This window comes from Rhodococcus sp. IEGM 1241 (assembly GCF_033142365.1).
Taxonomy (GTDB): Bacteria; Actinomycetota; Actinomycetes; order Mycobacteriales; family Mycobacteriaceae; genus Rhodococcus_F; species Rhodococcus_F erythropolis.
This window is the reverse complement of sequence record NZ_JAWLSE010000006.1, coordinates 555,994-576,913: the sequence shown is the minus strand read 5'-3', so window position 1 is coordinate 576,913 and position 20,920 is coordinate 555,994. Positions and strand designations below refer to the sequence as shown.

The following is a 20,920-nucleotide window of genomic DNA, read 5'->3' as shown; positions in this document are numbered from 1 at the left end:
GGTCGGCACCTGCTCACACTCTGGCGAGCTCGCTGATCTCCACCATTTCGAGAGCTGCGGCCTTCAGTAGACGGTCGAGGGCTTCTTCGACGTCGACTTTCCATTCGTGATCTCGATTGAGTTCGAGACGAAGCCGCGGATAGCGATGGTGCGGTGCCACGACCTCGAAACCGTAATCCTCGAGGAACTCGGCACTGATCATGCATTCTGCGGGTGAACATTCCAGAGCGGCCGTTGCGCTGGCCACGTCGGAAGCAGGTCCCAAGTCGTCGCTACGGATACCGAATGCCTCGAGCGCACGAACTCCTCGTCGAACCAGATCTGTCACGACAGCGGCCAGCAGGCTTGGCCCTAGTTCTTCCTCTATGCCCGAGGGCTCGAGGCGAAGGCTTGTCAGAAGCACTGCGTCCGAGCTGACCGGGCTGGTCGGAAACAGTTGCGCGCGCGGGATCATGCGGGGAGGGGCGTACAACGCACTTCCAAGCGGCTTTCCGTCGCGGACGGCGACCTGTCCGCACGAACCCCACTCGAGCATGACCATCGACAGCCAGGCTTCCTTCTCGAATTCCTGATCGCAGAATCCTCGGGCGTCGTGAAGCGCGCCCGGGTCCATCTCCCAGAACACGCATCGACGCGCATGGGCGGAAAGCTGATCGAGGCTGTCGAGCGTGAGAGAGGTGATGACGTGAGTCGACACTGACTAACTCACTCTCCGTAGGTCCCCGAAGCGGTTTTGATGTTCGCCCGCCGCTTTTTTCTTCTCCAGGATAGGCCAGCTGTACCGAGTCGGCAGTGGCGCGAGAGTTGATCGCTCTAATGTATTGCTGTTCAACATCTTTCGTCCCGGTTCAAGATTTCGAGAAGCTCGGACCACCTAAATTCGTCACAGTGACGAAAATAGGTGGTGTGCCCGCTCATCGTCATTACGTCACCAAACGGGCATCCGAGTTCACTACGTCGATTTCTGCGCTTCCATCATTCCGACGATGCGTTGTAGGTCGTCGACCGAGCCGAATTCGACCACAATCTTTCCCTTCCGCTTGCCCAGACTGACAGTCACCCGGGTGTCGAACGAGTCCGACAACCGCTCGGCCACATCCTGCAGACCCGGCATCACGATGGGCTTGCGCTTCTGCGGGGGAGCGATCTCATTGTCCGCCCGGTTGGCAAGAGTGACGGCTTCCTCCGTCGCGCGAACCGACATTCCTTCGGCGACGATGCGTGCCGCCATGACTTCCTGAGCGTCGGCACCCGCCTCGAGGGACAGCAGTGCGCGAGCATGGCCGGCCGAAAGTACTCCAGCCGCAACGCGGCGCTGAACCGCCACCGGCAGCTTCAGCAGACGAATCATGTTGGTCACGACGGGACGCGAACGTCCGATCCGATTGGCCAATTCTTCGTGGGTTACTTCGAACTCCTCGAGCAACTGCTGATACGCCGCTGCCTCCTCGAGGGGGTTCAACTGCACTCGATGGATGTTCTCGAGGAGTGCGTCGCGCAACATCGAGTCGTCATCGGTTTCACGAATGATCGCCGGAATCTTCTCCAGCCCGGCTTCCTGGCTCGCGCGCCAGCGACGCTCACCCATGACAAGTTGGTACTTGTCACCGTGACGACGGACCACGATCGGCTGCATCAAGCCGAATTCGCGGATCGAGTGAACCAACTCCGCGAGCGCTTCCTCGTCGAAAACGCTGCGAGGCTGCTTCGGGTTCGTCTCGATCAGGCTCGGTTCGATCTCGAGATAGACCGCGCCGGTCGGCTCGAGTTCGGTCTCCGGCTCAGCTTCCACCGGAGCCTTCGCAGCCGTCGCCTTGGTGGCTTTCGGCGTTTTCGGAGCTGCCTTCGTCGGTGGGGGAGGGGAGGGGTTGCGCTTGTCGACGCCGATTACGACGTCCGCTGCAGCCGATCCCAAACCCGGTGCCGTGGCCGGCCCAGTGGGGATGAGAGCAGCCAAGCCGCGGCCCAATCCACCTTTGCGTGCTTGACTCATCTCACTGCTCCTGGGTCGTCGTGGTGGCAGAGCGGGCGGCAAGTTCGCGTCCGGCGTCGAGGTAACTCATGGCGCCGCGTGAACCGGGGTCGTAATCGAGAACTGTCATTCCGTATCCGGGAGCCTCGGAAACCTTCACACTGCGGGGAATCACAGCGCGCAGTACGGCCTCGCCGAAGTGCTTGCGTACTTCTTCGGCGACCTGGTCGGCCAGCTTGGTGCGCCCGTCGTACATCGTCAGAAGGACCGTGGAGACATGCAGATCCGGGTTCAGATGAGCCTGGACGAGTTCGATGTTGCGGAGCAACTGACCGACCCCCTCGAGGGCGTAGTACTCGCACTGGATCGGGATCAGGACTTCCTTGGCAGCAACCATCGCGTTGACGGTCAGCAGCCCCAGCGAGGGCGGGCAGTCGATGAGGACGAAGTCGACGTCGAGCTCTGCGAGCACCTTGTCGTTGAGCGCGCCTTTGAGTCGATTCTCGCGGGCAACCATGGAGACCAATTCGATCTCGGCGCCCGCCAAATCGATCGTTGCCGGGATGCAGAGAAGGCGCTCACTGTGCGGGCTGGTCTGGATCGCCTCCGGGGCCTTCACTTCGCCTATGAGCAACTCGTAACTGGAGGGGGTGCCCGAGGTATGGACGACGCCCAGAGCCGTGCTGGCGTTGCCCTGAGGGTCCAAATCGACCACGAGGACAGTGAGCCCTTGAAGAGCGAGCGCCGACGCAAGGTTCACCGTGGTCGTCGTCTTACCGACGCCGCCCTTCTGGTTCGCGATGGTGATCACGCGGCGGAACGCCGGCTTCGGCAGCGTCACCGAATGGGGGTGAAGCACCTGGCTCGCTCGATGCGCGGCCGCCCCGATGGGAGTCTCCTCCGAGGAGATCGCCGCGTAGGGGGCGGTGAAATTGTCGTCGTCGTCGTTGACGATCTGATCCGCACCCGCGCTCGTGTGCTGCTTCGGTGTTTCACGTGAAACGGCGGATTCAGATCGACCCGACATTGACTGCTCCTTCGATTGGGAATCGATCACTAGGTGCTCTCATCATCTGTACATTGCTCTCGATTGCATGCGTGTAAATCATCAACGCTGGCGACGCTTCGGGAGACGTTCGGCCTTCACCACCACGGTGGGGGTGCGGAGAATCTTGGCTCCACATTCGAGTATTTCCAACTTACCTGCGCCCAATTTAGTGAGCGCCGTTCGGTCCCGCTCGATCTCCTCGGCAGCGCTCGAACCCTTGAGTGCCAGCATCCGACCGTGCTCGTGAATGAGTGGGAGGGACCACCGTGCGAGCTTCTCGAGAGGCGCCACGGCCCGCGAAGTGACCACGTCCGCACCGCCCGCTTCCTTCACAACACCCGATTCCTCGGCTCGCCCTCGGACAACCAATACGTCCAATCCGTTGGACTCGATGAACTCCGCGAGGTACACCGAGCGTCGAAGCAACGGTTCGACGAGAGTCACCTTCAAGTCCGGGCGGGCGATTGCGAGAGGGATACCGGGTAGACCGGCACCGCTTCCAACGTCCACAACCGACTCGCCTTCGGCAATCAACTCACCGATGACGGCACAATTGAGGAGGTGACGCTCCCACAGTCGAGGGACTTCACGGGGACCAATCAGCCCGCGCTCGACACCATCCGTTGCAAGGGATTGGTAGTACCGTTCCGCGATCTCATATCTGTCACCGAACACTGCGCGCGCAGTCTCTTGTTCGTCCCAGTCAACCGACGCCGCACCATTCTGTTCCACGTGAAACATCCTCCCGCGTAAACCGCGAAATCAACAATCAAGACCGAAATCATTATCCGCTCCGAAGCCGACATGTGTTCGCTTCTGCACACCGACTCGCTGTGAGTCTGCCGACTCGTTCATTCTTTGGGAAGTATTCCGCCCAAAATTCAAGTGGGGGAGGGGAGGGGTTCACGTTCCACGTGAAACATTGCGCTGATAATTCGCCGAAATCTGACCCGTTTCACGTGAAACATAGCCGGAAGGTCGCATGGAGGTAGTAGGTCGATTTTCAATATCATCACAGTGACGAAACTGCCGTAGGTAGTTACATGGATGGAATTCGGGCCCAAAATGGGCAATTTTTTACGAAAAGTGGTTGTAGAGAATTGCTGCCGTCGGACAGCCGAACGGACTCGGTCGGTCTGACGCAATCTGTTGTTCGACGCGGATGAGCTTCGAGTCCAAGTCCCGGACAGCATCGTTATCTCACCGCCGGTTGTTGCGAGCCATACATCCGGCGGCTTGACACTCCTGTTGCGGGACACCGGAGACTTGGCATCACAAACCGCGAATCCAAGGAGCTTCGCATCACAGGATGCGCATGGCGAGTTCGCCTTCGATGTGGATACCGGTGTCGGCGGGAAGATCAAAGTCGAGCAGGGGACCTGCCCGATGCGCAGGATGAATTCCTGCGCCTGGACTCGAAAGCGCTGCACGCTGTGCGCGATTAAGATCCGCGCTTGGTGCAGGAGTTGTTGGACGGCAAGGACTACGACTACCTGTTGGTGCATACCGAACCCGGAACCAACAAGATCACCGCTCACGAGTTCGATCCGGGCACCGCCAAGCCATTCCACCTCAAACAGCCCGGACCCGCTCTCGTGCCGACACCAGCAGCAGGTGTGGGCGCGACGCCGATCGCGCACACCCCGCGAGTCAACCGAACTCAATGCGGTCCCGTGATTACCCCGACGCGGTCCGCAGTCTATGAACCGGAGCCCGTGAAGATGAGGTCGATTCCGGTTTGCTTGGCAAAGTAGTCGCCGCCGATCTCACCCCGAAGCCTGCATCATCGACTTTGCGTGGCGACGAAGCCCATTCGATGTGAGTGGTCCGATTCGTGTGAGGAGTGCGCAAACCTGTTCCCACACCGGATGCGATCTCGCCGACCTCGATGGCTAGTCCTCGTCCTCCGGTTCGGGCTCATCCATCCATGCCTGATACTTCGGACTCTTCAGAGCGAGGTGGATTGCACTGAAACCCCGGTGCAGTGTGATGACCGCTTTCGGCAGATCCCACCGGATAGTTGCCTCAGGTCCGGGTTCGGCGCTCGTGGCTGCCCCCAGGAGTGCGGTAAATGCCACATCGAGGTTCGTGAACCCCTCGACCAGCAACGGGCGAACTTCTGCCTTGGGAATACCTAGATCTGCCAGGTCCGAGACGAAGATTGAGATGTAGTGCATCGAACGGTTCCGCCTGAACATGTTCGCCTTCGGCCGGCAGACATGAAGGTTCGTTCGTATCGAGCCGCCACCTTGCCTGAGTTCGACGAGTTCCCATCCAGCTTGTGCGCAGAAGGGTTCGAGGTCGTCGACGGCCCAGGTCCAGTCGAATTCTGCGGCGAGGCGGGCGATCCGGGTGGCGCCTTCGATGTCGACGTGCATGTGTGGATGCTAATTCCTTGTTGATCGTTGTTGATGACGCCCCAATCCGGGGGCCGTCGAAGTGAGGGCTGGCGGGTTGTCGGTCATCGGATGCCAGCGCCGAAGGTGACGACCTTGCCAGCAGGCCTGACGACATCAGGTCGGTGATCCATTGTGGCGGCAATCTGGGGCGGAGTTCGAGGGCTCGGGGCAACAACCATCGATCCGGTTTCACGTGAAACGAAGGCCGACTATTCCTCCTGGGGGAGGGGAGGGGCTCACATGTAGTACGGCATGTTGTCGATCGAATATCCGAACATGCACAGTGCACCCCCGACGAACAAGAAGGCAATCGCGAAGCTGAGCATGACCGGTCTCCCGGATCGCCATGCCAGTGCAAGTGGAATGAATACGACGGCGACTACTCCCAGCGGCAACAACCAGCAGAGCCAATACTTCAGACCGCCCGGCGGAAAGGACTGGACTTCCATTTTCTGCTGTAGTTCGAAGACCACGGGCCAATAGCTCAGGCCGCACACGAGCATCCCTATCAAGGCCCCAAGGGTCATCAATCCGAGAGGGAATCCGGAGCGCTCGTTGGACATGTCGACAACGATAGGCACCTGACCTTCACCGTGCTGCCGGATTCGGTTTCACGTGAAACACCTCTCGGACACAAAAGCGGGCCCCGGAAAATCCGGGGCCCGCATTCGATCAAGGGGGAGTGTCAGTCCTTGAGGACAACGACTCGGCGAGACGGTTCAGCGCCTTCGCTCTCGCTGGAAACACCGGCAACCTTGGCGACGGCGTCGTGAACGATCTTGCGTTCGAACGGCGTCATCGGAGCAAGCTCTTCGCGTTCGCCGGTCTCGAGAACACGCTGTGCAGCTTCCGCACCGAGAGCACTGAGTGCCTCACGCCGGCCCGCACGCCACCCGGCGATGTCGAGCATCAAGCGGCTGCGCTCTCCGGTCGACTGCTGAACAGCCAGACGAGTCAGCTCCTGGAGAGCATCCAGAACCTCACCCTTACGTCCCACAAGCTTGGTCAGGTCGTCGCCGCCGTCGATGCTGACGATTGCCCGATCGCCCTCGACGTCAAGGTCGATGTCTCCGTCGAAATCGAGCACGTCGAGCAACTGCTCGAGGTAGTCGCCGGCGATCTCGCCCTCTTCGATCAAATCGTCATCGGAATCGTCGATGTCTACATCCACATCGGTAACCGGCGCAGTGGTCTCGGTGCTCACGTCTGCGTTCTCTCCATCCACAACGATGTCAGCTTCACTGGACATTGGTCGTTCTCTTTCCTGGATCAGCGCCGTTTATTGCGCTTGGGGGAGTTGCCGCGGTTGCTCTGTGGCCGGTTCTGTTTCGGTTTCGACGTCGAACCACCACTGGAACCCGAGGGCTTCGGCTGAGGCTTCTTGAGCGAAACTTCCGGGGCGTCACCGTCGGCGTCGGCTGAATCCGCGGTCTTCAGCGCAGCCGGGGATCCCTTCTTCTTACCGGGATCGGGACGGGCACCGGGCTTAGGCGCATTGTCGTTGCGGCGAGTGATCGCTTCCTGCTTCTTCGCTTCTTCTTCGGCATCGATCTTGCGGAAGACGAGGTGCTGCTGACCGTAGGTCCAGATGTTGTTCGACACCCAGTACAGGAGGATCGCGATCGGAAGGAACGGTCCACCGACCAGAACGCCGAGCGGGAAGACGTACAGCGCGAGCTTGTTCATGATCGCGGACTGCGGGTTCGCGGCAGCTGCTTCGCTCTGACGGGCAACCGAAGCGCGTGAGTTGAAGTGGGTCGCGATGCTGGCGATGATCATCAACGGAGCGGCCACGAGAATGATGTTCAGGCGTGACGGAAGCTCGGGAACGTTCTCGGTGACATAAGCCTGAAGCTGCGCAACCGGCGTCGTGATCGCGGCCGAGATGGGCGCGCCGAACAGACGAGCATCCAGGAACGACTGGACGTCAGTGGCCGAGAAGACGTAGTTCGGGGTGTTGAGGTTGTCCTCGGCGCTCATGCCCAGCTGGCCCATGCCGGTGCCGGTGCGGTTGAACGAGCGCAGGACGTGGAACAGACCGATGAACACCGGAGCCTGAGCCAAGACCGGGAGACAGCCCATGATCGGGTTGAATCCGTGCTCCTTCTGGAGCTTCTGCATCTCGACGGCCTGGCGCTGACGGTCGCCCGAATACTTCTTCTGCAATGCCTTGATCTGCGGCTGCAGTTCCTGCATCTGGCGGGTCGTGCGGACCTGCTTCACGAACGGCTTGTACAGAACCGCACGCAAGGTGAACACCAGGAACACCACGGAGAGCGCCCAGGCTATTCCGTTGTCCGGGCCGAGAATGAACCCGAAGACCTTGTGCCAGACCCACAGAATCGCGGATACCGGATAGTAAATGAAATTGAGCACGGCTCTAAGTACTCCTCTGTTCGTCCGTCGGACTGTGACACGCTGCGCGTGCTTCCGGACAGCTATGGCGGCTACCCGCATCACGGTCACGACGGGCAGGGACAGGGTCCCACCCTCCAGAATGCCAGGGGGCACACTTCGCCAACCGCACCACAGTCAAGAAAAGGCCTTTGATCGCCCCGTGAGTGCGCAGCGCTTCGACCGCGTATTCACTGCAGGTGGGGGTGAACCGGCAGGTCGGCATCCTCAAGGGCGACACATACGTCCGGTACAACTCGATACAGAAGATGAGAACAGTGGCGGGAGCGCGACGCACAGCCTTCAACACCGTGATGACACGGGAGGCTCTGGGAGTCTCGATCTGCTCAGAGAGCGGAGTACTCATGGCTCTTCACTTACCGACACCAATAGGTTCATTTTGGTCAGGCCCCCACGCAACTGCTTGGCCAGTTCGGCTGAACTGGCGGTAGCTGCGCCCGGAAGTGCGCGGATAACCACGTCCGTCTCCGGCGAAACCTGCCCGACGAAATCTGCACAGATATGACGAAGCCGGCGTGCGACTCGATGTCGAATCACCGCCGGCCCGACAGCCTTGCTCACGATCAGCCCGAAACGGGGACCGTGATTTGTTACTACCAGCGCCTCTACTTGCTCGCGATCGAACGCGTGCACGACAAGGTCGCGTCTTCCCATACGACGCCCGCGTCGCACCGCCACGGAGAAATCCGCGTGGCGACGCAACCGAGACGGCTCAGGCAACACCCCGAGCTCCTGAACTCGAAATCAGATCAGGCGGTGAGGGAATCGCGGCCCTTACGGCGACGCGCCGAAACGATTGCACGACCCGCACGGGTACGCATACGAAGACGGAAGCCGTGAACACGCGCGCGGCGGCGATTATTCGGCTGGAACGTCCGCTTGCCCTTGGCCACGGTCAACACTCCTCGAAGTTCATTGACGCCTCCCGGCGTCATTCAGTGATCGACGCCTTACGGCGCCTTTGGATCCAACAGGTACAGAACAATCAACTTCACTCGTTGTGGCTTGGAAGACCGATCCGACCTGACATATGTAGCCAGCACGAAGCGATCACCACCAGCGGGTGACCGTTCGAGGTTACTTACCACCGTTGCCAAGGTCAAACCAGCCCGATTCGGAGCCCTCTCGCGGCAACCGCGACGACACGCCGATACTTCCATCATTCCGCAGATTCCATTCGCGGTGTGCATACGGCCGTGACCTCGAGCGAGGCGGCAAGTGTGACCTTGGCAACAGTTCCGCTACGGACTGCAGGTGACCTGAAGGCAACCCGGACAGTTCCACCGGCGCATGCTCCCGACAAGGCCTCATCAGCACATACGGGTACGAGCGCCGGACGCGACCCCGAATCCCGAGTTTCCACATTCATCCACAGGGCTGTGAGTGTTGACGCATCCCCGACACCAAGTGGCGAACGCCTCGAGTTCCGACAAAGTTGCAGGTAGATCAATTTCTCGATCACTTTGACGAATTTGGTTGACGAAAAAACCGACTCAGTGCAGGTTTGTCCACATCTGTGGATAATTGTGTGGAAACACAGCCCAGGTGGCATATTCGTAGCCTGTTACGGGGTTCTCACCCCGGGTGGTAATCCACCGAATCATTCGACGCCGCAGCCATACGCTCGGCAGCTGCAGCACACCCACTGTCGGCGAAACACGGGAAGGAACCACGTGAACGACGATCCCAACGCGCTCGCACGGGTCTGGGTCGACGTGGTTGCAGAACTCACGAGTGATGACCCCGGAAGTAATCTTCCGGCTTTGAGCAGCAAGCAGAAGGCATTTGTCCGTCTGGTGAGGCCTCTCACACTTGCTCAGGGTTTTGCACTCCTCTCGGTTCCATCGCCATTTGCTCAAGAGACGATCGAGCGCGATCTACGCGAGCCGATCCTGCAGGCACTCGGACGCCACCTCGGCGGCCAGGTCGAGGGACTCGGTGTCCGCATCGCACTCGAAGACGATGCCGACGCACCCGCCGAACCGGTCGAGGAGCGCACGGGCAGCCGTCAGTTCGAGTCGGTCAACTCATCGGGCGCATACCGTCGGCGCAGATTCACCGAAGGCGACGGCGAACCTTCGGACTCCGAGACTGCCGAGACCGAAGAAGTCGACGACGACCGCGAAGCACTCGCGAGCGTTCACGAATCGTGGCCGTCGTACTTCACGAAGCCGCCCGCTACTCCTTCTGCTTCTGGGTCCGGCGCGAACAGTCTCAACGCGAAGTACACCTTCGACACTTTTGTGATCGGATCGTCCAACCGATTCGCTCATGCCGCTGCCGTCGCGATCGCGGAGGCGCCGGCGCGTGCGTACAACCCCTTGTTCATCTGGGGAGCTTCGGGCCTGGGCAAGACGCACCTTCTTCACGCCGCCGGCCACTACGCACAGCGACTGTTCCCCGGCATGCGGGTCAAGTACGTCTCGACCGAAGAATTCACCAACGACTTCATCAACAGTCTTCGTGACGACCGCAAGGTCGCGTTCAAACGTCGATACCGGGAAACGGACGTCCTGCTGGTCGACGACATCCAGTTCATCGAAGGCAAGGAAGGTATCCAGGAGGAGTTCTTCCATACCTTCAACACCTTGCACAACGCGAACAAGCAGATCGTTGTCTCCTCGGACCGTCCGCCCAAGCAGTTGGCAACCCTCGAGGAGCGTCTGCGGACGCGCTTCGAATGGGGCCTGATCACCGACGTTCAGCCGCCTGAGCTCGAGACGCGTATCGCGATTCTGAGCAAGAAGGCGAGGATGGATCGCCTCGAGGTCCCGCACGACGTCCTCGAGCTGATCGCCAGCCGTATCGAGCGCAACATTCGTGAACTCGAGGGCGCGTTGATCCGCGTCACCGCTTTTGCCTCGCTCAACCGCCAGCCGTTGGATCTGACGTTGGCCGAGGTGGTCCTGCGCGATCTGATGCCCGATTCGTCGAGCCTCGAGATCAACGCGGCGACGATCATGGCGGTGACGGCCGAATACTTCAACATGTCGATCGACGACCTGTGTGGGCCGGGTAAGGCCCGGCCACTCGCTCAGGCCCGTCAGATCTCGATGTATTTGTGCCGTGAGCTCACTGATTTGTCATTGCCGAAGATCGGTCAGACGTTCGGCCGTGACCACACGACGGTCATGTACGCCGACAAGAAGATCCGTAAGGAAATGACGGAACGCCGCAAGGTGTACGACCAGGTTCAGGAGTTGACCGCAAGGATCAAGCAGCGCTCCAAGCGCTGACCTGCACTTATTTCGATCGATGCCGCTCGAGGCAGAGGTTTCCCTCGAGCGGCATCGGTGTATTCGAAGGGTTCCACGTGCGGTCCCCTCGAGGGCGGTTGTCCACCTCGAGGGACGACACGCCGGAGCCGGACACGCCGATAAGAACAAACTCTTCGTTTCTTGTGAAAAGTATTCACATCTGTGGATAACTGTGTTGATAACTCCGAAAGTCTGTGGAGTTCTCGAGGAGGAATCCGAAAACTTTCAGAGAGTGCACAGAGGGGGTCGATTGGTCCTCGAGTCTGTCCTCGAGAAGTGCACAGGCCCTCGAGGGGACCTACCAGCGTCGACAACCGTTGCTCCACAGATTGCACAGGACTTATTACTACTACTGAGAATTTCCTAGGAAAAGCTCTTTGAAAATAGTTCTGGGGACAACTCCTGTTGAGAACCTCGCCTCAGGCTGCGCTCGTCCCGGCTTCGGCTTTCCACTTGCGCCCTCGAGGGCATACGGTGGGCATCGCTTGGTCTGTGTCAGACTTCAAGTGAGCTGATGCAGATCCGCAGCAGACGAACATGCCTACCGAGAGGAATAACCCGGCGATGGAGCTTGGAAGCCTGAAGTTTCGCGTTTCCCGGGAAGAGTTCGCTGATTCAGTAGCGTGGGTTGCTCGTAGCCTGCCCTCGAGGCCGCCTGTGCCGGTTCTCGGCGGAGTTCTTCTCGACGCAACCGAAGCCGGCCTCACCGTTTCCGGGTTCGACTACGAGGTATCTGCGCAGGTCCGCGTCTCGGCAGATGTCACAACTGCAGGTCAGGCACTCGTCTCCGGACGCCTCCTTGCCGATATCACCAAATCGCTTCCCAACAAGCCGGTCGATGTGACCCTCGAGGGCACTCGCGTGCTCATCTCGTGCGGAAGCGCCAAGTTCTCCCTGCCCACGATGCCGGTCGAGGACTACCCCCAGCTTCCGACGCTTCCGCAGCAGTCCGGGTCCATTCCCGTCGACCTGTTCTCCGAAGCCATCAGCCAGGTAGCCGTAGCAGCCGGCAAGGACGACACCCTTCCGATGCTCACGGGTATCCGTGTCGAGATCGAACAGAATTCGATCGTCCTCGCCGCTACCGACCGCTTCCGTCTCGCTGTTCGTGAACTCGAGTGGACTCCCGCAAACCCCGACGTCCAGGCTGCTGTTCTCATCCCTGCCAAGACTCTGTCCGAGTCCGCGAAAACGCTTGCCGGCAATGCAAATTCGCCGGTCGAGTTGGCTCTCGGTTCCGGTACGACCATCGGAAACGACGGACTCCTCGGCATCGTCAACGACGGACGCCGCACCACGACGCGCCTCCTCGACGCCGAGTTCCCGAAGTTCCGTCAGTTGCTGCCTGCTCAGCACACCGCGATGGCAACGGTCGAGGTCACGCCTCTCATCGAGGCCATCAAGCGTGTAGCACTCGTCGCCGAGCGTGGCGCACAGGTTCGCATGCAGTTCTCCGCTGACGGCCTGCTCCTCTCTGCGGGTGGCGACGACGCCGGCCGCGCAGAAGAGACACTCAACGCGTCGTTCCAGGGCGAAGCACTCACCATTGCGTTCAACCCCGGTTACCTGATCGACGGGTTGAACTCGCTTCACAGCGAAAACGTTCTGTTCGGCTTCACCACTCCCAGCCGTCCGGCTGTTCTTCGCCCCGCGGCCGAGGAAGAGCCCACGGCAGACGAGTCCGGTAACTTCGCTGCGCCCTCGAGCGAGTACACGTACCTGCTGATGCCGGTTCGCCTCCCGGGCTGAGTGGTACCCCGCACTTCAGTTCGCGCCTGACCAGGGAGAACAGTATGAAGATCGGACTCGTAGGTCTCGGCAAGATGGGTTTCAACATGCGTGAGCGCTTGCGCGCGCATGGCCTCGAGGTGATCGGATACGACCCTCGACCGGAAGTCACCGATGTCGGGTCACTTGCCGAACTCGCTGCTTCCCTCGAGGGACCTCGAGTCGTCTGGGTGATGGTTCCGGCCGGTGAAATCACCCAGAGCACCATTGCCGAGCTGGCGGATGCCCTCGAGGGCGGTGATCTGGTCATCGACGGTGGGAACTCGCGTTACACCGACGATGCTGTCCATGCCGAGCTTCTGGGCGCCCGTGGGATCGGTTTCCTCGACTGCGGTGTCTCCGGTGGCATCTGGGGCCGTGAGAACGGCTACGGCCTGATGGTGGGCGGATCCGAGCCCGACGTGGCGAAGGCAATGCCGATCTTCGACGGCCTTCGCCCCGACGGCGACGCTGCAGACGGCTTTGTCCACGCCGGTCCCGTCGGTGCTGGTCATTACGCGAAGATGGTGCACAACGGCATCGAATACGGCCTGATGCAGGCGTATGCCGAGGGGTACGAGCTCCTCGAGGCGGAAAGCCTGATCGCGGACGTTCCCGGTGTGCTCCGAGCCTGGTCGAAGGGAACCGTCGTACGCTCGTGGTTGCTCGATCTGCTTGTCGACGCCCTCGAGGAGGATCCGGAGCTTGCGCAGATCACGGGCTATACCGAGGATTCCGGTGAGGGCCGCTGGACGGTAGAGGAAGCTATCAAGCACGCTGTCCCCGCTCCCGTCATCTCCGCTGCTCTGTTCGCGAGATTTGCTTCACGACAGGATGATTCACCGGCCATGAAGGCGGTGTCGGCCTTGCGTAATCAGTTCGGTGGTCACGCGGTCAAGAGCGCTTCGCCCAAGAATTCGGCTTCTGGAAGCTAAGTGTTCGTTCGTAGATTTTCGCTGCGGGACTTCCGATCCTGGGATTCGCTGACGCTGGACCTCACGCCGGGAACAACTGTCTTCCTCGGTTCGAACGGGCACGGTAAAACCAACGTCCTCGAGTCACTGGGGTATCTGTCCACGTTGTCCTCTCATCGAGTGTCCACGGATGCACCGATGATCCGCAGCGGTTCCGCCAGTGCTTTTGCTGGTGCAACGGTGGTCAACAATGGGCGCGAACTGACCATCGACGTCGAACTGATCGAGGGAAAGTCCAACCGCGCCAGGATAAATCAGTCGCCGACACGTCGTCCGCGTGAAGTGTTGGGGATTCTTCAGTCGGTGATGTTCGCGCCGGAAGATCTGTCGTTGGTTCGCGGTGATCCTGGCGATCGTCGGCGCTATCTCGACGAGTTGTTGACGTCGCGGATTCCCCGAATGGCTGCCGTCCGTGCGGATTACGACAAAGTGCTGCGTCAGCGCTCAGCCCTACTCAAAACTGCTGGTGCGGCTTTGCGCCGCGGTTCTCGTGGTGGCGAGTCCGACAACGTCCTCTCAACCCTCGAGGTGTGGGACGGGCATCTGGCCGCTCACGGCGCACAATTGTTGGCCGGGCGCCTCGAGTTGGTCCATGATCTGGCGCCCCACCTGGCGGAGTCGTATCGTTCCATCGCACCCGAGTCCCGGCCGGCGTCGATCCGATATAAGAGCAGCCTGGGTTCGTCGTTGGATCCCGAATTCACCGATCCTGCAAGGATTTCCGGAATCGACGACGTTGCATACCTCGAGGAGAGATTCCATCTCGAGTTGGCACAGATGAGGTCGAAGGAAATCGATCGCGGAGTGTGTCTGGTCGGTCCGCATCGGGACGACCTGGAGCTGGTTCTCGGCGACAGTCCGGCGAAAGGCTTTGCCAGTCATGGTGAATCGTGGTCGTTCGCGCTTTCGCTGAGACTGGCAGGTTTTGCCCTGTTGCGCGCGGACGGCAGCGACCCGGTCCTGATGCTCGACGACGTATTCGCGGAATTGGACCGTCGTCGGCGTCGTGCGCTCGCCGCTGTTGCGGCTACCGCAGAACAGGTGCTGATCACGGCCGCCGTTCCCGAGGACGTACCGGACGAACTCGAGGCGGCCAAGTTCGGCGTCGAAGCCTCCGATACCGGAGACGGTCGGATATCCCGGATAGTGCCCGTAGGCTCGACGGATCAGGAGGTCGAGTTCGATGACTGAAGACAGCAGCCCGGCCCCGGAGCCCGAGCTCAAGGGGATCGATCTGGCGCGCCGTGCCCTCGAGGAGGCACGCGCGACAGCCAAAGCCAACGGCAAGGCCGTCGGGCAGGGGCGCTCGTCGCCCAAATACGGAAGTGGCCGCCCGCGTCGACGCAGCGGTTGGTCCGGCCCCGGCCCGGATGCGCGGGACCCTCAGCCGTTCGGCGCTCTCACCAGCGCTATCTCCAAGTCGCGTGGGTGGTCCCCCAAGGTGTCCGAGGGCACGGTCCTCGGTCGGTGGCCGCAAGTCGTCGGAGAAGACATCTCCGCGCACGCCGAGCCGATCTCTCTGAAAGAAGGTGTTCTCAGCATCTCCGCCGAGTCGACGGCTTGGGCTACCCAGTTGCGCATGATGCAGTCCCAGATTCTGGCCAAGATCGCTGCTGCCGTCGGTGACGGCGTCGTGAAGACACTGCGCATCACCGGTCCGAGTGCGCCTAGCTGGCGCAAGGGTGAAAGGCATGTGAAAGGCCGCGGACCTCGCGATACGTACGGCTGAGGAAAACTCAACCAGGACCTGGTTCTACCTATTACTTCGTGTTACAGTTAAAACTCGCTAGTGAGTGAACTGTGTCACAAGGCTGTCGTTCCCTACCGATCGGCAGGCATGAAGGAGTAGCTAGATGTCGCAGAAGATATCGACACCCGCTTCGTCGTTCGCCGAGCCGGATCACATCCTGTTGCAGGCTCGCAATGTCGAGTTCGACTGGTCCGATCTGCCCATGCACTGGATTCCGGGCGATCCGTTCAGCACACACGTTCTCAACGTGCTTCACCTCCTCCTCCCAGCCGGTGAGGAGTGGTTTGTCGAGACCTTCAAGGAAGCTCTTCCTCTGATCGAGGACGAGAAACTCCGTGAAGACGTCGTCGGATTCATCGGCCAAGAGGCGATGCACTCCAACGCGCACTCGGGTGTCCTCGTCCATCTGAAGGAAAACGGCCTGGATCCGACGCCGTACACCCAGCAGATGGAGTGGGCATTCTCGAAACTGCTCGGACCGCGCCCGATGACAGGTCTGCGCGCCGAGAATCACCTGGTGGAGCGCTTGGCGATCATCGCGGCCATCGAACACATCACTGCTTTCCTCGGCGACTGGGTGCTCAACGCCAAGGGGCTCGACAAAGCCGGCATGCACCCGACCATGCTTGATCTTCTTCGCTGGCACGGCGCCGAAGAAGTCGAACACCGCGCCGTCGCGTACGACGTGATGCGCTACTTCGACAAGCGTGAGACCCGCCGGATCCGTACCCAGATCCTCGTCACGCCCGCAATCGTGTGGCTGTGGATTCGCGGTACCCGGTTCTTGATGCGCAACGATCCCGAGCTTGCCGCTCAGGCTCCCAGCCGTCGACGGCCCCACCTGTCCGATTTCATCGCGGCCGGAAAGCGTGGCACAGTTCCCACGTCGTTCGAGCTGGTCAAGCGGATGTCGACGTACTTCAGCAAGTCCTATCACCCCAGTAACGAGGGCTCGACCGCCCAGGCGGTGCAGTACCTGGCGTCGTCACCCGCAGCTCAGGCGGCTGCACGGTGATTTCACTCTCGAGGGTCAAGGACGTCATCTCCGGTCACGACGGGTTGCCGCGTTTTCCGGCGCCACCCGATTTGTCCGGAAAGAACCGTCCCGACCGTGCCATGCGCATCACGGAGTTATTGGCGGACAAGTACCTTCGGGTGTTGACGGCCTACGACTACAACCCCGAGATCGCTGGCCACAACCCCGACACGGCCATGAACATGGTGGTCAGTACGCGTGAGGTGGTGGCGACCGACGAGAACGTCGTTCGCCTGCGTTTCGAATCCGCCGACGGTTCACCGATTCCGCCGTGGCATCCGGGTTCGCACCTGGACTTCCATCTACCTTCGGGTCTGCGGCGTCAGTATTCGCTGTGCGGCGACCCTGCCGATCGCACGGGATACAGCGTCGCGGTTCGTCGGATCCCCGACGGCGGTGGCGGTTCCATCGAGATGCACGCTCTCCAGCCGGGTGAGCACGTCACGGTACGCGGCCCTCGCAACGGATTTCCCTTTGTGGGTGAAGGCAGTGCGCTGTTTGTTGCCGGCGGTATCGGTATCACGCCGATCATCGCAATGGTCCGTGCGGCAAGAGAATTGGGAATGGACTGGTACTTCGTGTACTCGGGCCGCTCTCGTGAATCCATGCCGTTCCTCGACGAGATCGCGAGCTGGGAACCCGAGCGTGTCTTCGTGCGCCCGGACGACGAGTTCGGATTGCCCACCACCGCAGACCTTCTCGGACGAGCGCCGGTCGGCGGCGCCGTGTACTGCTGCGGCCCGACGCCGATGCTCGACGCCGTCCGCCGCGGATTCCGCGATACACCCTCCACCGCTTTGCATTTCGAGCGGTTCGGGGCTCCGCCGGTGATCGACGGCAAGGAATTCGAAGTGCAGCTGGTCAATTCGGGTCAGGTGCTCACCGTGCCCGCCGACGAGTCCGCGCTCGACGTCATCAAGAAGACATTGCCCGGTGTCGGGTACTCGTGTCAGCAGGGTTTCTGCGGAACCTGTCGTGTGAAGGTACTCGCGGGCAAGCCCGATCACCGCGAAAGGCGTCTGACCGACACCGAACAGGAAACGGAGATGCTCATCTGCGTATCCCGTTCCGACGGTGGACGTCTCGTTCTCGATCTCTAGATATTTCCCGACTCCGAAGGGTTCGACAATGTCGAAGCACTCTCCTGTCCATGCCGTGACCGCGCGTCGCGTGACCAACGGTTCCGTCAGCCTGGCAGTGTTCGAGCAGGGCAAGGCAGACGGCGAGACCATCGTCCTGGTGCATGGTTGGCCCGACACCCATGAATTGTGGAACCGCATCGTGCCTTTGCTGGCAGACGACTTCCGCGTCGTCAGCTACGACAGCCGCGGGGCCGGTGAGAGCACGATCCCCTCGAGGGTGCAGGACTACCAACTGAGCGCACTGGCCGGCGATCTTTTTGCCGTCATCGACGCGGTCAGCCCGGGCAAGCCGGTGCACGTCCTGGCACATGACTGGGGATCCGTGGAAACGTGGGAAGCGGTCTGCGAGCCGGGTGCCGAAGAGAAGATCGCGTCGTTCTCGTCCATCTCGGGCCCCAATCTCGATCATCTCGGCAAGTGGATCCGGGCGAGCGTGTCCAAGCGTCGTTTCCTCGGCCCAGCGGCGCAGGGAATTGCGTCGGCCTACACCGTTCTGTTCCAGATTCCCGGGCTGTGCACCCTCCCGTTGCGTCTGTGGTTCTCCAAGCACTGGCCGGCATTTCTGGGCTTCTTCGACGGTCTGGACCCCCGTGTGGTCAACACCGCGCCCACCATCGCCGACGACATGGTGAACGGACTCAAGCTTTATCGCGCGAACATCCGGCCGTCTCTCGGCAAGCCGCGGGATCGGTACACGGACGTGCCTGTTCAGCTCATTTTGAACAAGTACGACAAAGCCGTTCGTCCGGTGGGATACGAAGACACCGAAAAATGGGTCTCCGACCTGCAGCGACGTGAAATTGCCGCGGGACACTGGTCGCCGTTTTCACATCCGGGCGAGGTTGCCGAACATGCGCGGGCATTTATCGCGAGCCTGAGAGAGCGTCGCTCGGAGAAGCAAAGTTCCTAGCGTTTCACCTTCCGGGGATCGTAAAAATTCGTCTGCGGCGCAGCCAGGGGTGTCATTGGCCGCTTCTAGTCGGTGCTTACCAGTAAGATGGTCAACGGTAACTAGCGGCAACATTCTCGAACCCGCTCCGACGACACCCGCAAGGGCTTGCTGACGGCTGCGCTCGAGTATTGACGGAGAAGGAGAGCTACCCACCCGTGGCTGCCCAGAAGTCAGATACAAGCACTTCCAGCAAGGACTACAACGCGTCGTCCATCACCGTCCTCGAAGGACTCGAGGCGGTACGTAAGCGTCCAGGCATGTACATCGGTTCCACCGGTGAACGCGGCTTGCACCACCTCATTTGGGAGGTCGTCGACAACTCGGTCGACGAGGCGATGGCCGGACACGCCACCAAGGTCGAGGTCACCCTCCTCGAAGACGGCGGAATCCGCGTCATCGACGACGGCCGTGGCATCCCGGTCGGCATGCACGCCTCCGGAGTACCCACCGTCGAGGTCGTGCTGACCCAGCTGCACGCCGGCGGCAAGTTCGACTCCGACTCCTACGCCGTCTCCGGTGGTCTGCACGGCGTCGGTATCTCGGTGGTCAACGCGCTCTCGACCCGGCTCGACGTCGACATCAAGGTCGACGGCTACCGGTGGCAGCAGACGTACACCGATTCCAAGCCGGGAGAGCTCGTACAGGGCGACCCGACGAAGGAGACCGGCACCACCGTCAGTTTCTGGGCTGATCCCGAGATCTTCGAGACCACCCGCTACAACTTCGAGACCGTTGCGCGTCGTCTGCAGGAAATGGCCTTCCTCAACAAGGGCCTGACCATCACGCTGACCGACGAGCGCGCCGAGGTCATCGACGACGAAGCTGCCGAGGTAGCCGAGGCTCCCAAGTCTGCTGCCGAAGAAGCCGAAGAAGCTGCTCAGGCAGCGCCGCGTAAGTCCAAGACCCGTATCTACCACTACCCCGGTGGACTCGAGGACTACGTTCGGCACATCAACAAGAGCAAGACCCCGATCCACAACTCGGTCGTGGGATTCACCGCCAAGGGCACCGGCCACGAGCTCGAGGTCGCAATGCAGTGGAACTCCGGCTACTCGGAGTCCGTGCACACCTTCGCCAACACGATCAACACCCACGAGGGTGGTACCCACGAAGAGGGCTTCCGCGCCGCACTGACCGCAACGGTCAACAAGTACGCGCTCGAAAAGAAGCTGCTCAAGGACAAGGATCCCAAGCTCACCGGTGACGACATCCGTGAAGGACTTGCGGCCATCATCTCGGTGAAGGTCGGTGAACCCCAGTTCGAGGGTCAGACCAAGACCAAGCTCGGCAACACCGAGGTCAAGTCCTTCGTACAGAAGGCGTGCAACGAGCACCTCGCGCACTGGTTCGAGGCGAACCCCGCCGACGCGAAAACCATTGTGAACAAGGCTGTTTCGTCGGCGCAGGCCCGCGTCGCCGCGCGTAAGGCGCGTGAGCTGGTCCGTCGTAAGAGTGCGACCGACCTCGGTGGCCTGCCAGGCAAGCTCGCCGATTGCCGCTCCAACGATCCGGAGAAGTCCGAGATCTACATCGTGGAGGGCGACTCCGCAGGCGGCTCGGCCAAGTCCGGCCGAGACTCGATGTACCAGGCGATCCTCCCGCTTCGCGGAAAGATCATCAACGTCGAGAAGGCGCGTATCGATCGCGTCCTCAAGAACACCGAAGTCCAGTCGATCATCACCGCGTTCGGCACGGGCATCCACGACGAGTTCGACATCGCCAAGCTGCGCTATCACAAGATCGTGCTCATGGCCGACGCCGACGTCGACGGTCAGCACATCGCAACGCTGCTGCTCACGCTGCTGTTCCGCTTCATGCGGCCGCTCGTCGAGCACGGCAAGGTCTACCTCGCGCAGCCGCCGCTGTACAAGCTCAAGTGGCAGAAGGGTGCGCAACCGGAATTCGCGTACTCCGACCGCGAGCGCGACGCGATGGTCAAGGCAGGCCTCGAGTCCGGCAAGAAGATCAACAAGGACGACGGCATCCAGCGCTACAAAGGCCTCGGCGAGATGAACGCCAAGGAGCTGTGGGAAACCACGATGGACCCGACGGTGCGCGTTCTGCGTCTCGTCACGCTCGACGATGCGGCTGCTGCCGACGAGCTGTTCAGCGTGCTGATGGGCGAAGACGTCGAAGCACGACGCAGCTTCATCACCCGCAATGCCCGGGACGTTCGTTTCCTCGACGTGTAGGCCTGCGGCCTTGTGA

21 protein-coding genes are annotated in these 20,920 nt (G+C 61.0%); 10 read left to right on the top strand and 11 right to left on the bottom strand.

What is annotated here, in order from left to right:
• Positions 1-13 precede the first annotated feature (13 nt).
• The 4 genes from R4P70_RS26775 to rsmG form a co-directional block, all read right to left on the bottom strand.
• A complete protein-coding gene (locus R4P70_RS26775; RefSeq protein WP_007729135.1) occupies positions 14-697 on the bottom strand; it encodes a hypothetical protein in 684 nt (227 codons plus the stop codon).
• A gap of 255 nt (positions 698-952) precedes the next feature.
• Positions 953-1,993 carry a ParB/RepB/Spo0J family partition protein gene (locus tag R4P70_RS26770; RefSeq protein WP_019746202.1) on the bottom strand — a complete coding sequence of 347 codons (1,041 nt, stop codon included), beginning with the start codon at positions 1,991-1,993 and terminating at the stop codon, positions 953-955.
• Position 1,994: 1 nt separating this feature from the next.
• On the bottom strand, positions 1,995-2,999 hold the full coding sequence (locus R4P70_RS26765; RefSeq protein ID WP_020971488.1) for a ParA family protein: 1,005 nt from the start codon (positions 2,997-2,999) through the stop codon (positions 1,995-1,997).
• A gap of 81 nt (positions 3,000-3,080) precedes the next feature.
• On the bottom strand, positions 3,081-3,761 hold the full coding sequence (rsmG, locus tag R4P70_RS26760; RefSeq protein WP_019746204.1) for a 16S rRNA (guanine(527)-N(7))-methyltransferase RsmG: 681 nt from the start codon (positions 3,759-3,761) through the stop codon (positions 3,081-3,083).
• Between the two features lie 713 nt (positions 3,762-4,474).
• Here rsmG and R4P70_RS26755 point away from each other — a divergent pair.
• Positions 4,475-4,774, top strand: coding sequence for a hypothetical protein (locus R4P70_RS26755; protein ID WP_097386589.1), 300 nt, complete (start codon positions 4,475-4,477; stop codon positions 4,772-4,774).
• Between the two features lie 138 nt (positions 4,775-4,912).
• Here the strand turns inward: R4P70_RS26755 and R4P70_RS26750 are convergent, their stop codons facing one another.
• The 7 genes from R4P70_RS26750 to rpmH form a co-directional block, all read right to left on the bottom strand.
• Positions 4,913-5,398: a DUF6301 family protein gene (locus tag R4P70_RS26750; protein ID WP_317832607.1), complete on the bottom strand. Its 486-nt coding sequence runs from the start codon at positions 5,396-5,398 to the stop codon at positions 4,913-4,915.
• A gap of 257 nt (positions 5,399-5,655) precedes the next feature.
• On the bottom strand, positions 5,656-5,982 hold the full coding sequence (locus tag R4P70_RS26745; RefSeq protein WP_020971491.1) for a hypothetical protein: 327 nt from the start codon (positions 5,980-5,982) through the stop codon (positions 5,656-5,658).
• A gap of 122 nt (positions 5,983-6,104) precedes the next feature.
• Positions 6,105-6,668 (bottom strand): protein jag, encoded by a 564-nt coding sequence (locus tag R4P70_RS26740; protein ID WP_003942504.1) that lies wholly within the window; start codon positions 6,666-6,668, stop codon positions 6,105-6,107.
• A 20-nt stretch (positions 6,669-6,688) separates the two neighbouring features.
• Positions 6,689-7,795: a membrane protein insertase YidC gene (yidC, locus tag R4P70_RS26735; RefSeq protein WP_317832606.1), complete on the bottom strand. Its 1,107-nt coding sequence runs from the start codon at positions 7,793-7,795 to the stop codon at positions 6,689-6,691.
• 4 nt (positions 7,796-7,799) lie between these two features.
• Positions 7,800-8,180 (bottom strand): membrane protein insertion efficiency factor YidD, encoded by a 381-nt coding sequence (gene yidD, locus R4P70_RS26730; RefSeq protein ID WP_007729147.1) that lies wholly within the window; start codon positions 8,178-8,180, stop codon positions 7,800-7,802.
• A complete protein-coding gene (gene rnpA, locus R4P70_RS26725) occupies positions 8,177-8,557 on the bottom strand; it encodes a ribonuclease P protein component (protein ID WP_019746209.1) in 381 nt (126 codons plus the stop codon). The genes yidD and rnpA overlap by 4 nt, the downstream gene beginning before the upstream one ends.
• 26 nt (positions 8,558-8,583) lie before the next feature.
• Positions 8,584-8,727, bottom strand: a complete 144-nt coding sequence (rpmH, locus tag R4P70_RS26720; RefSeq protein WP_003942540.1) for a 50S ribosomal protein L34 — start codon at positions 8,725-8,727, stop codon at positions 8,584-8,586.
• Positions 8,728-9,507: 780 nt separating this feature from the next.
• On the opposite strand from rpmH, the gene dnaA reads away from it, so the two are divergent.
• From dnaA to gyrB, 9 genes are all read left to right on the top strand, one after another.
• Positions 9,508-11,070 carry a chromosomal replication initiator protein DnaA gene (dnaA, locus tag R4P70_RS26715; protein WP_003942491.1) on the top strand — a complete coding sequence of 521 codons (1,563 nt, stop codon included), beginning with the start codon at positions 9,508-9,510 and terminating at the stop codon, positions 11,068-11,070.
• 585 nt (positions 11,071-11,655) lie between these two features.
• On the top strand, positions 11,656-12,840 hold the full coding sequence (gene dnaN / locus R4P70_RS26710; RefSeq protein WP_007729165.1) for a DNA polymerase III subunit beta: 1,185 nt from the start codon (positions 11,656-11,658) through the stop codon (positions 12,838-12,840).
• A gap of 44 nt (positions 12,841-12,884) precedes the next feature.
• On the top strand, positions 12,885-13,793 hold the full coding sequence (gene gnd / locus R4P70_RS26705; RefSeq protein WP_020967976.1) for a phosphogluconate dehydrogenase (NAD(+)-dependent, decarboxylating): 909 nt from the start codon (positions 12,885-12,887) through the stop codon (positions 13,791-13,793).
• Entirely contained in the window at positions 13,794-15,023 is a 1,230-nt protein-coding gene (gene recF, locus R4P70_RS26700; protein ID WP_317832605.1) for a DNA replication/repair protein RecF, read from the top strand.
• The gene (locus R4P70_RS26695) at positions 15,016-15,561 is read left to right on the top strand and encodes a DUF721 family protein (RefSeq protein WP_317832604.1); all 546 of its coding nucleotides are present in this window, start codon (positions 15,016-15,018) and stop codon (positions 15,559-15,561) included. The genes recF and R4P70_RS26695 overlap by 8 nt, the downstream gene beginning before the upstream one ends.
• Positions 15,562-15,685: 124 nt before the next feature.
• Positions 15,686-16,597, top strand: a complete 912-nt coding sequence (locus R4P70_RS26690; RefSeq protein ID WP_007729174.1) for a metal-dependent hydrolase — start codon at positions 15,686-15,688, stop codon at positions 16,595-16,597.
• Complete coding sequence (locus tag R4P70_RS26685) at positions 16,597-17,718, top strand: PDR/VanB family oxidoreductase (RefSeq protein ID WP_024487650.1); 1,122 nt, start codon at positions 16,597-16,599, stop codon at positions 17,716-17,718. The genes R4P70_RS26690 and R4P70_RS26685 overlap by 1 nt, the downstream gene beginning before the upstream one ends.
• A gap of 28 nt (positions 17,719-17,746) precedes the next feature.
• A complete protein-coding gene (locus tag R4P70_RS26680; protein ID WP_003942581.1) occupies positions 17,747-18,670 on the top strand; it encodes an alpha/beta fold hydrolase in 924 nt (307 codons plus the stop codon).
• Between the two features lie 197 nt (positions 18,671-18,867).
• Positions 18,868-20,904, top strand: a complete 2,037-nt coding sequence (gene gyrB / locus R4P70_RS26675; RefSeq protein ID WP_003942515.1) for a DNA topoisomerase (ATP-hydrolyzing) subunit B — start codon at positions 18,868-18,870, stop codon at positions 20,902-20,904.
• The last annotated feature ends 16 nt before the right edge of the window (positions 20,905-20,920 follow it).

Coding starts and splice junctions, on each gene's coding strand:
- R4P70_RS26740 (WP_003942504.1), bottom strand. CDS start 6,668: ATGTCCAGTGAAGCTGACATCGTTGTGGATGGAGAGAACGCAGACGTG.
- R4P70_RS26765 (WP_020971488.1), bottom strand. CDS start 2,999: ATGTCGGGTCGATCTGAATCCGCCGTTTCACGTGAAACACCGAAGCAG.
- gnd (WP_020967976.1), top strand. CDS start 12,885: ATGAAGATCGGACTCGTAGGTCTCGGCAAGATGGGTTTCAACATGCGT.
- R4P70_RS26690 (WP_007729174.1), top strand. CDS start 15,686: ATGTCGCAGAAGATATCGACACCCGCTTCGTCGTTCGCCGAGCCGGAT.
- R4P70_RS26750 (WP_317832607.1), bottom strand. CDS start 5,398: ATGCACGTCGACATCGAAGGCGCCACCCGGATCGCCCGCCTCGCCGCA.
- R4P70_RS26680 (WP_003942581.1), top strand. CDS start 17,747: ATGTCGAAGCACTCTCCTGTCCATGCCGTGACCGCGCGTCGCGTGACC.
- yidD (WP_007729147.1), bottom strand. CDS start 8,180: ATGAGTACTCCGCTCTCTGAGCAGATCGAGACTCCCAGAGCCTCCCGT.
- rsmG (WP_019746204.1), bottom strand. CDS start 3,761: ATGTTTCACGTGGAACAGAATGGTGCGGCGTCGGTTGACTGGGACGAA.
- R4P70_RS26770 (WP_019746202.1), bottom strand. CDS start 1,993: ATGAGTCAAGCACGCAAAGGTGGATTGGGCCGCGGCTTGGCTGCTCTC.
- R4P70_RS26745 (WP_020971491.1), bottom strand. CDS start 5,982: ATGTCCAACGAGCGCTCCGGATTCCCTCTCGGATTGATGACCCTTGGG.
- dnaN (WP_007729165.1), top strand. CDS start 11,656: ATGGAGCTTGGAAGCCTGAAGTTTCGCGTTTCCCGGGAAGAGTTCGCT.
- R4P70_RS26695 (WP_317832604.1), top strand. CDS start 15,016: ATGACTGAAGACAGCAGCCCGGCCCCGGAGCCCGAGCTCAAGGGGATC.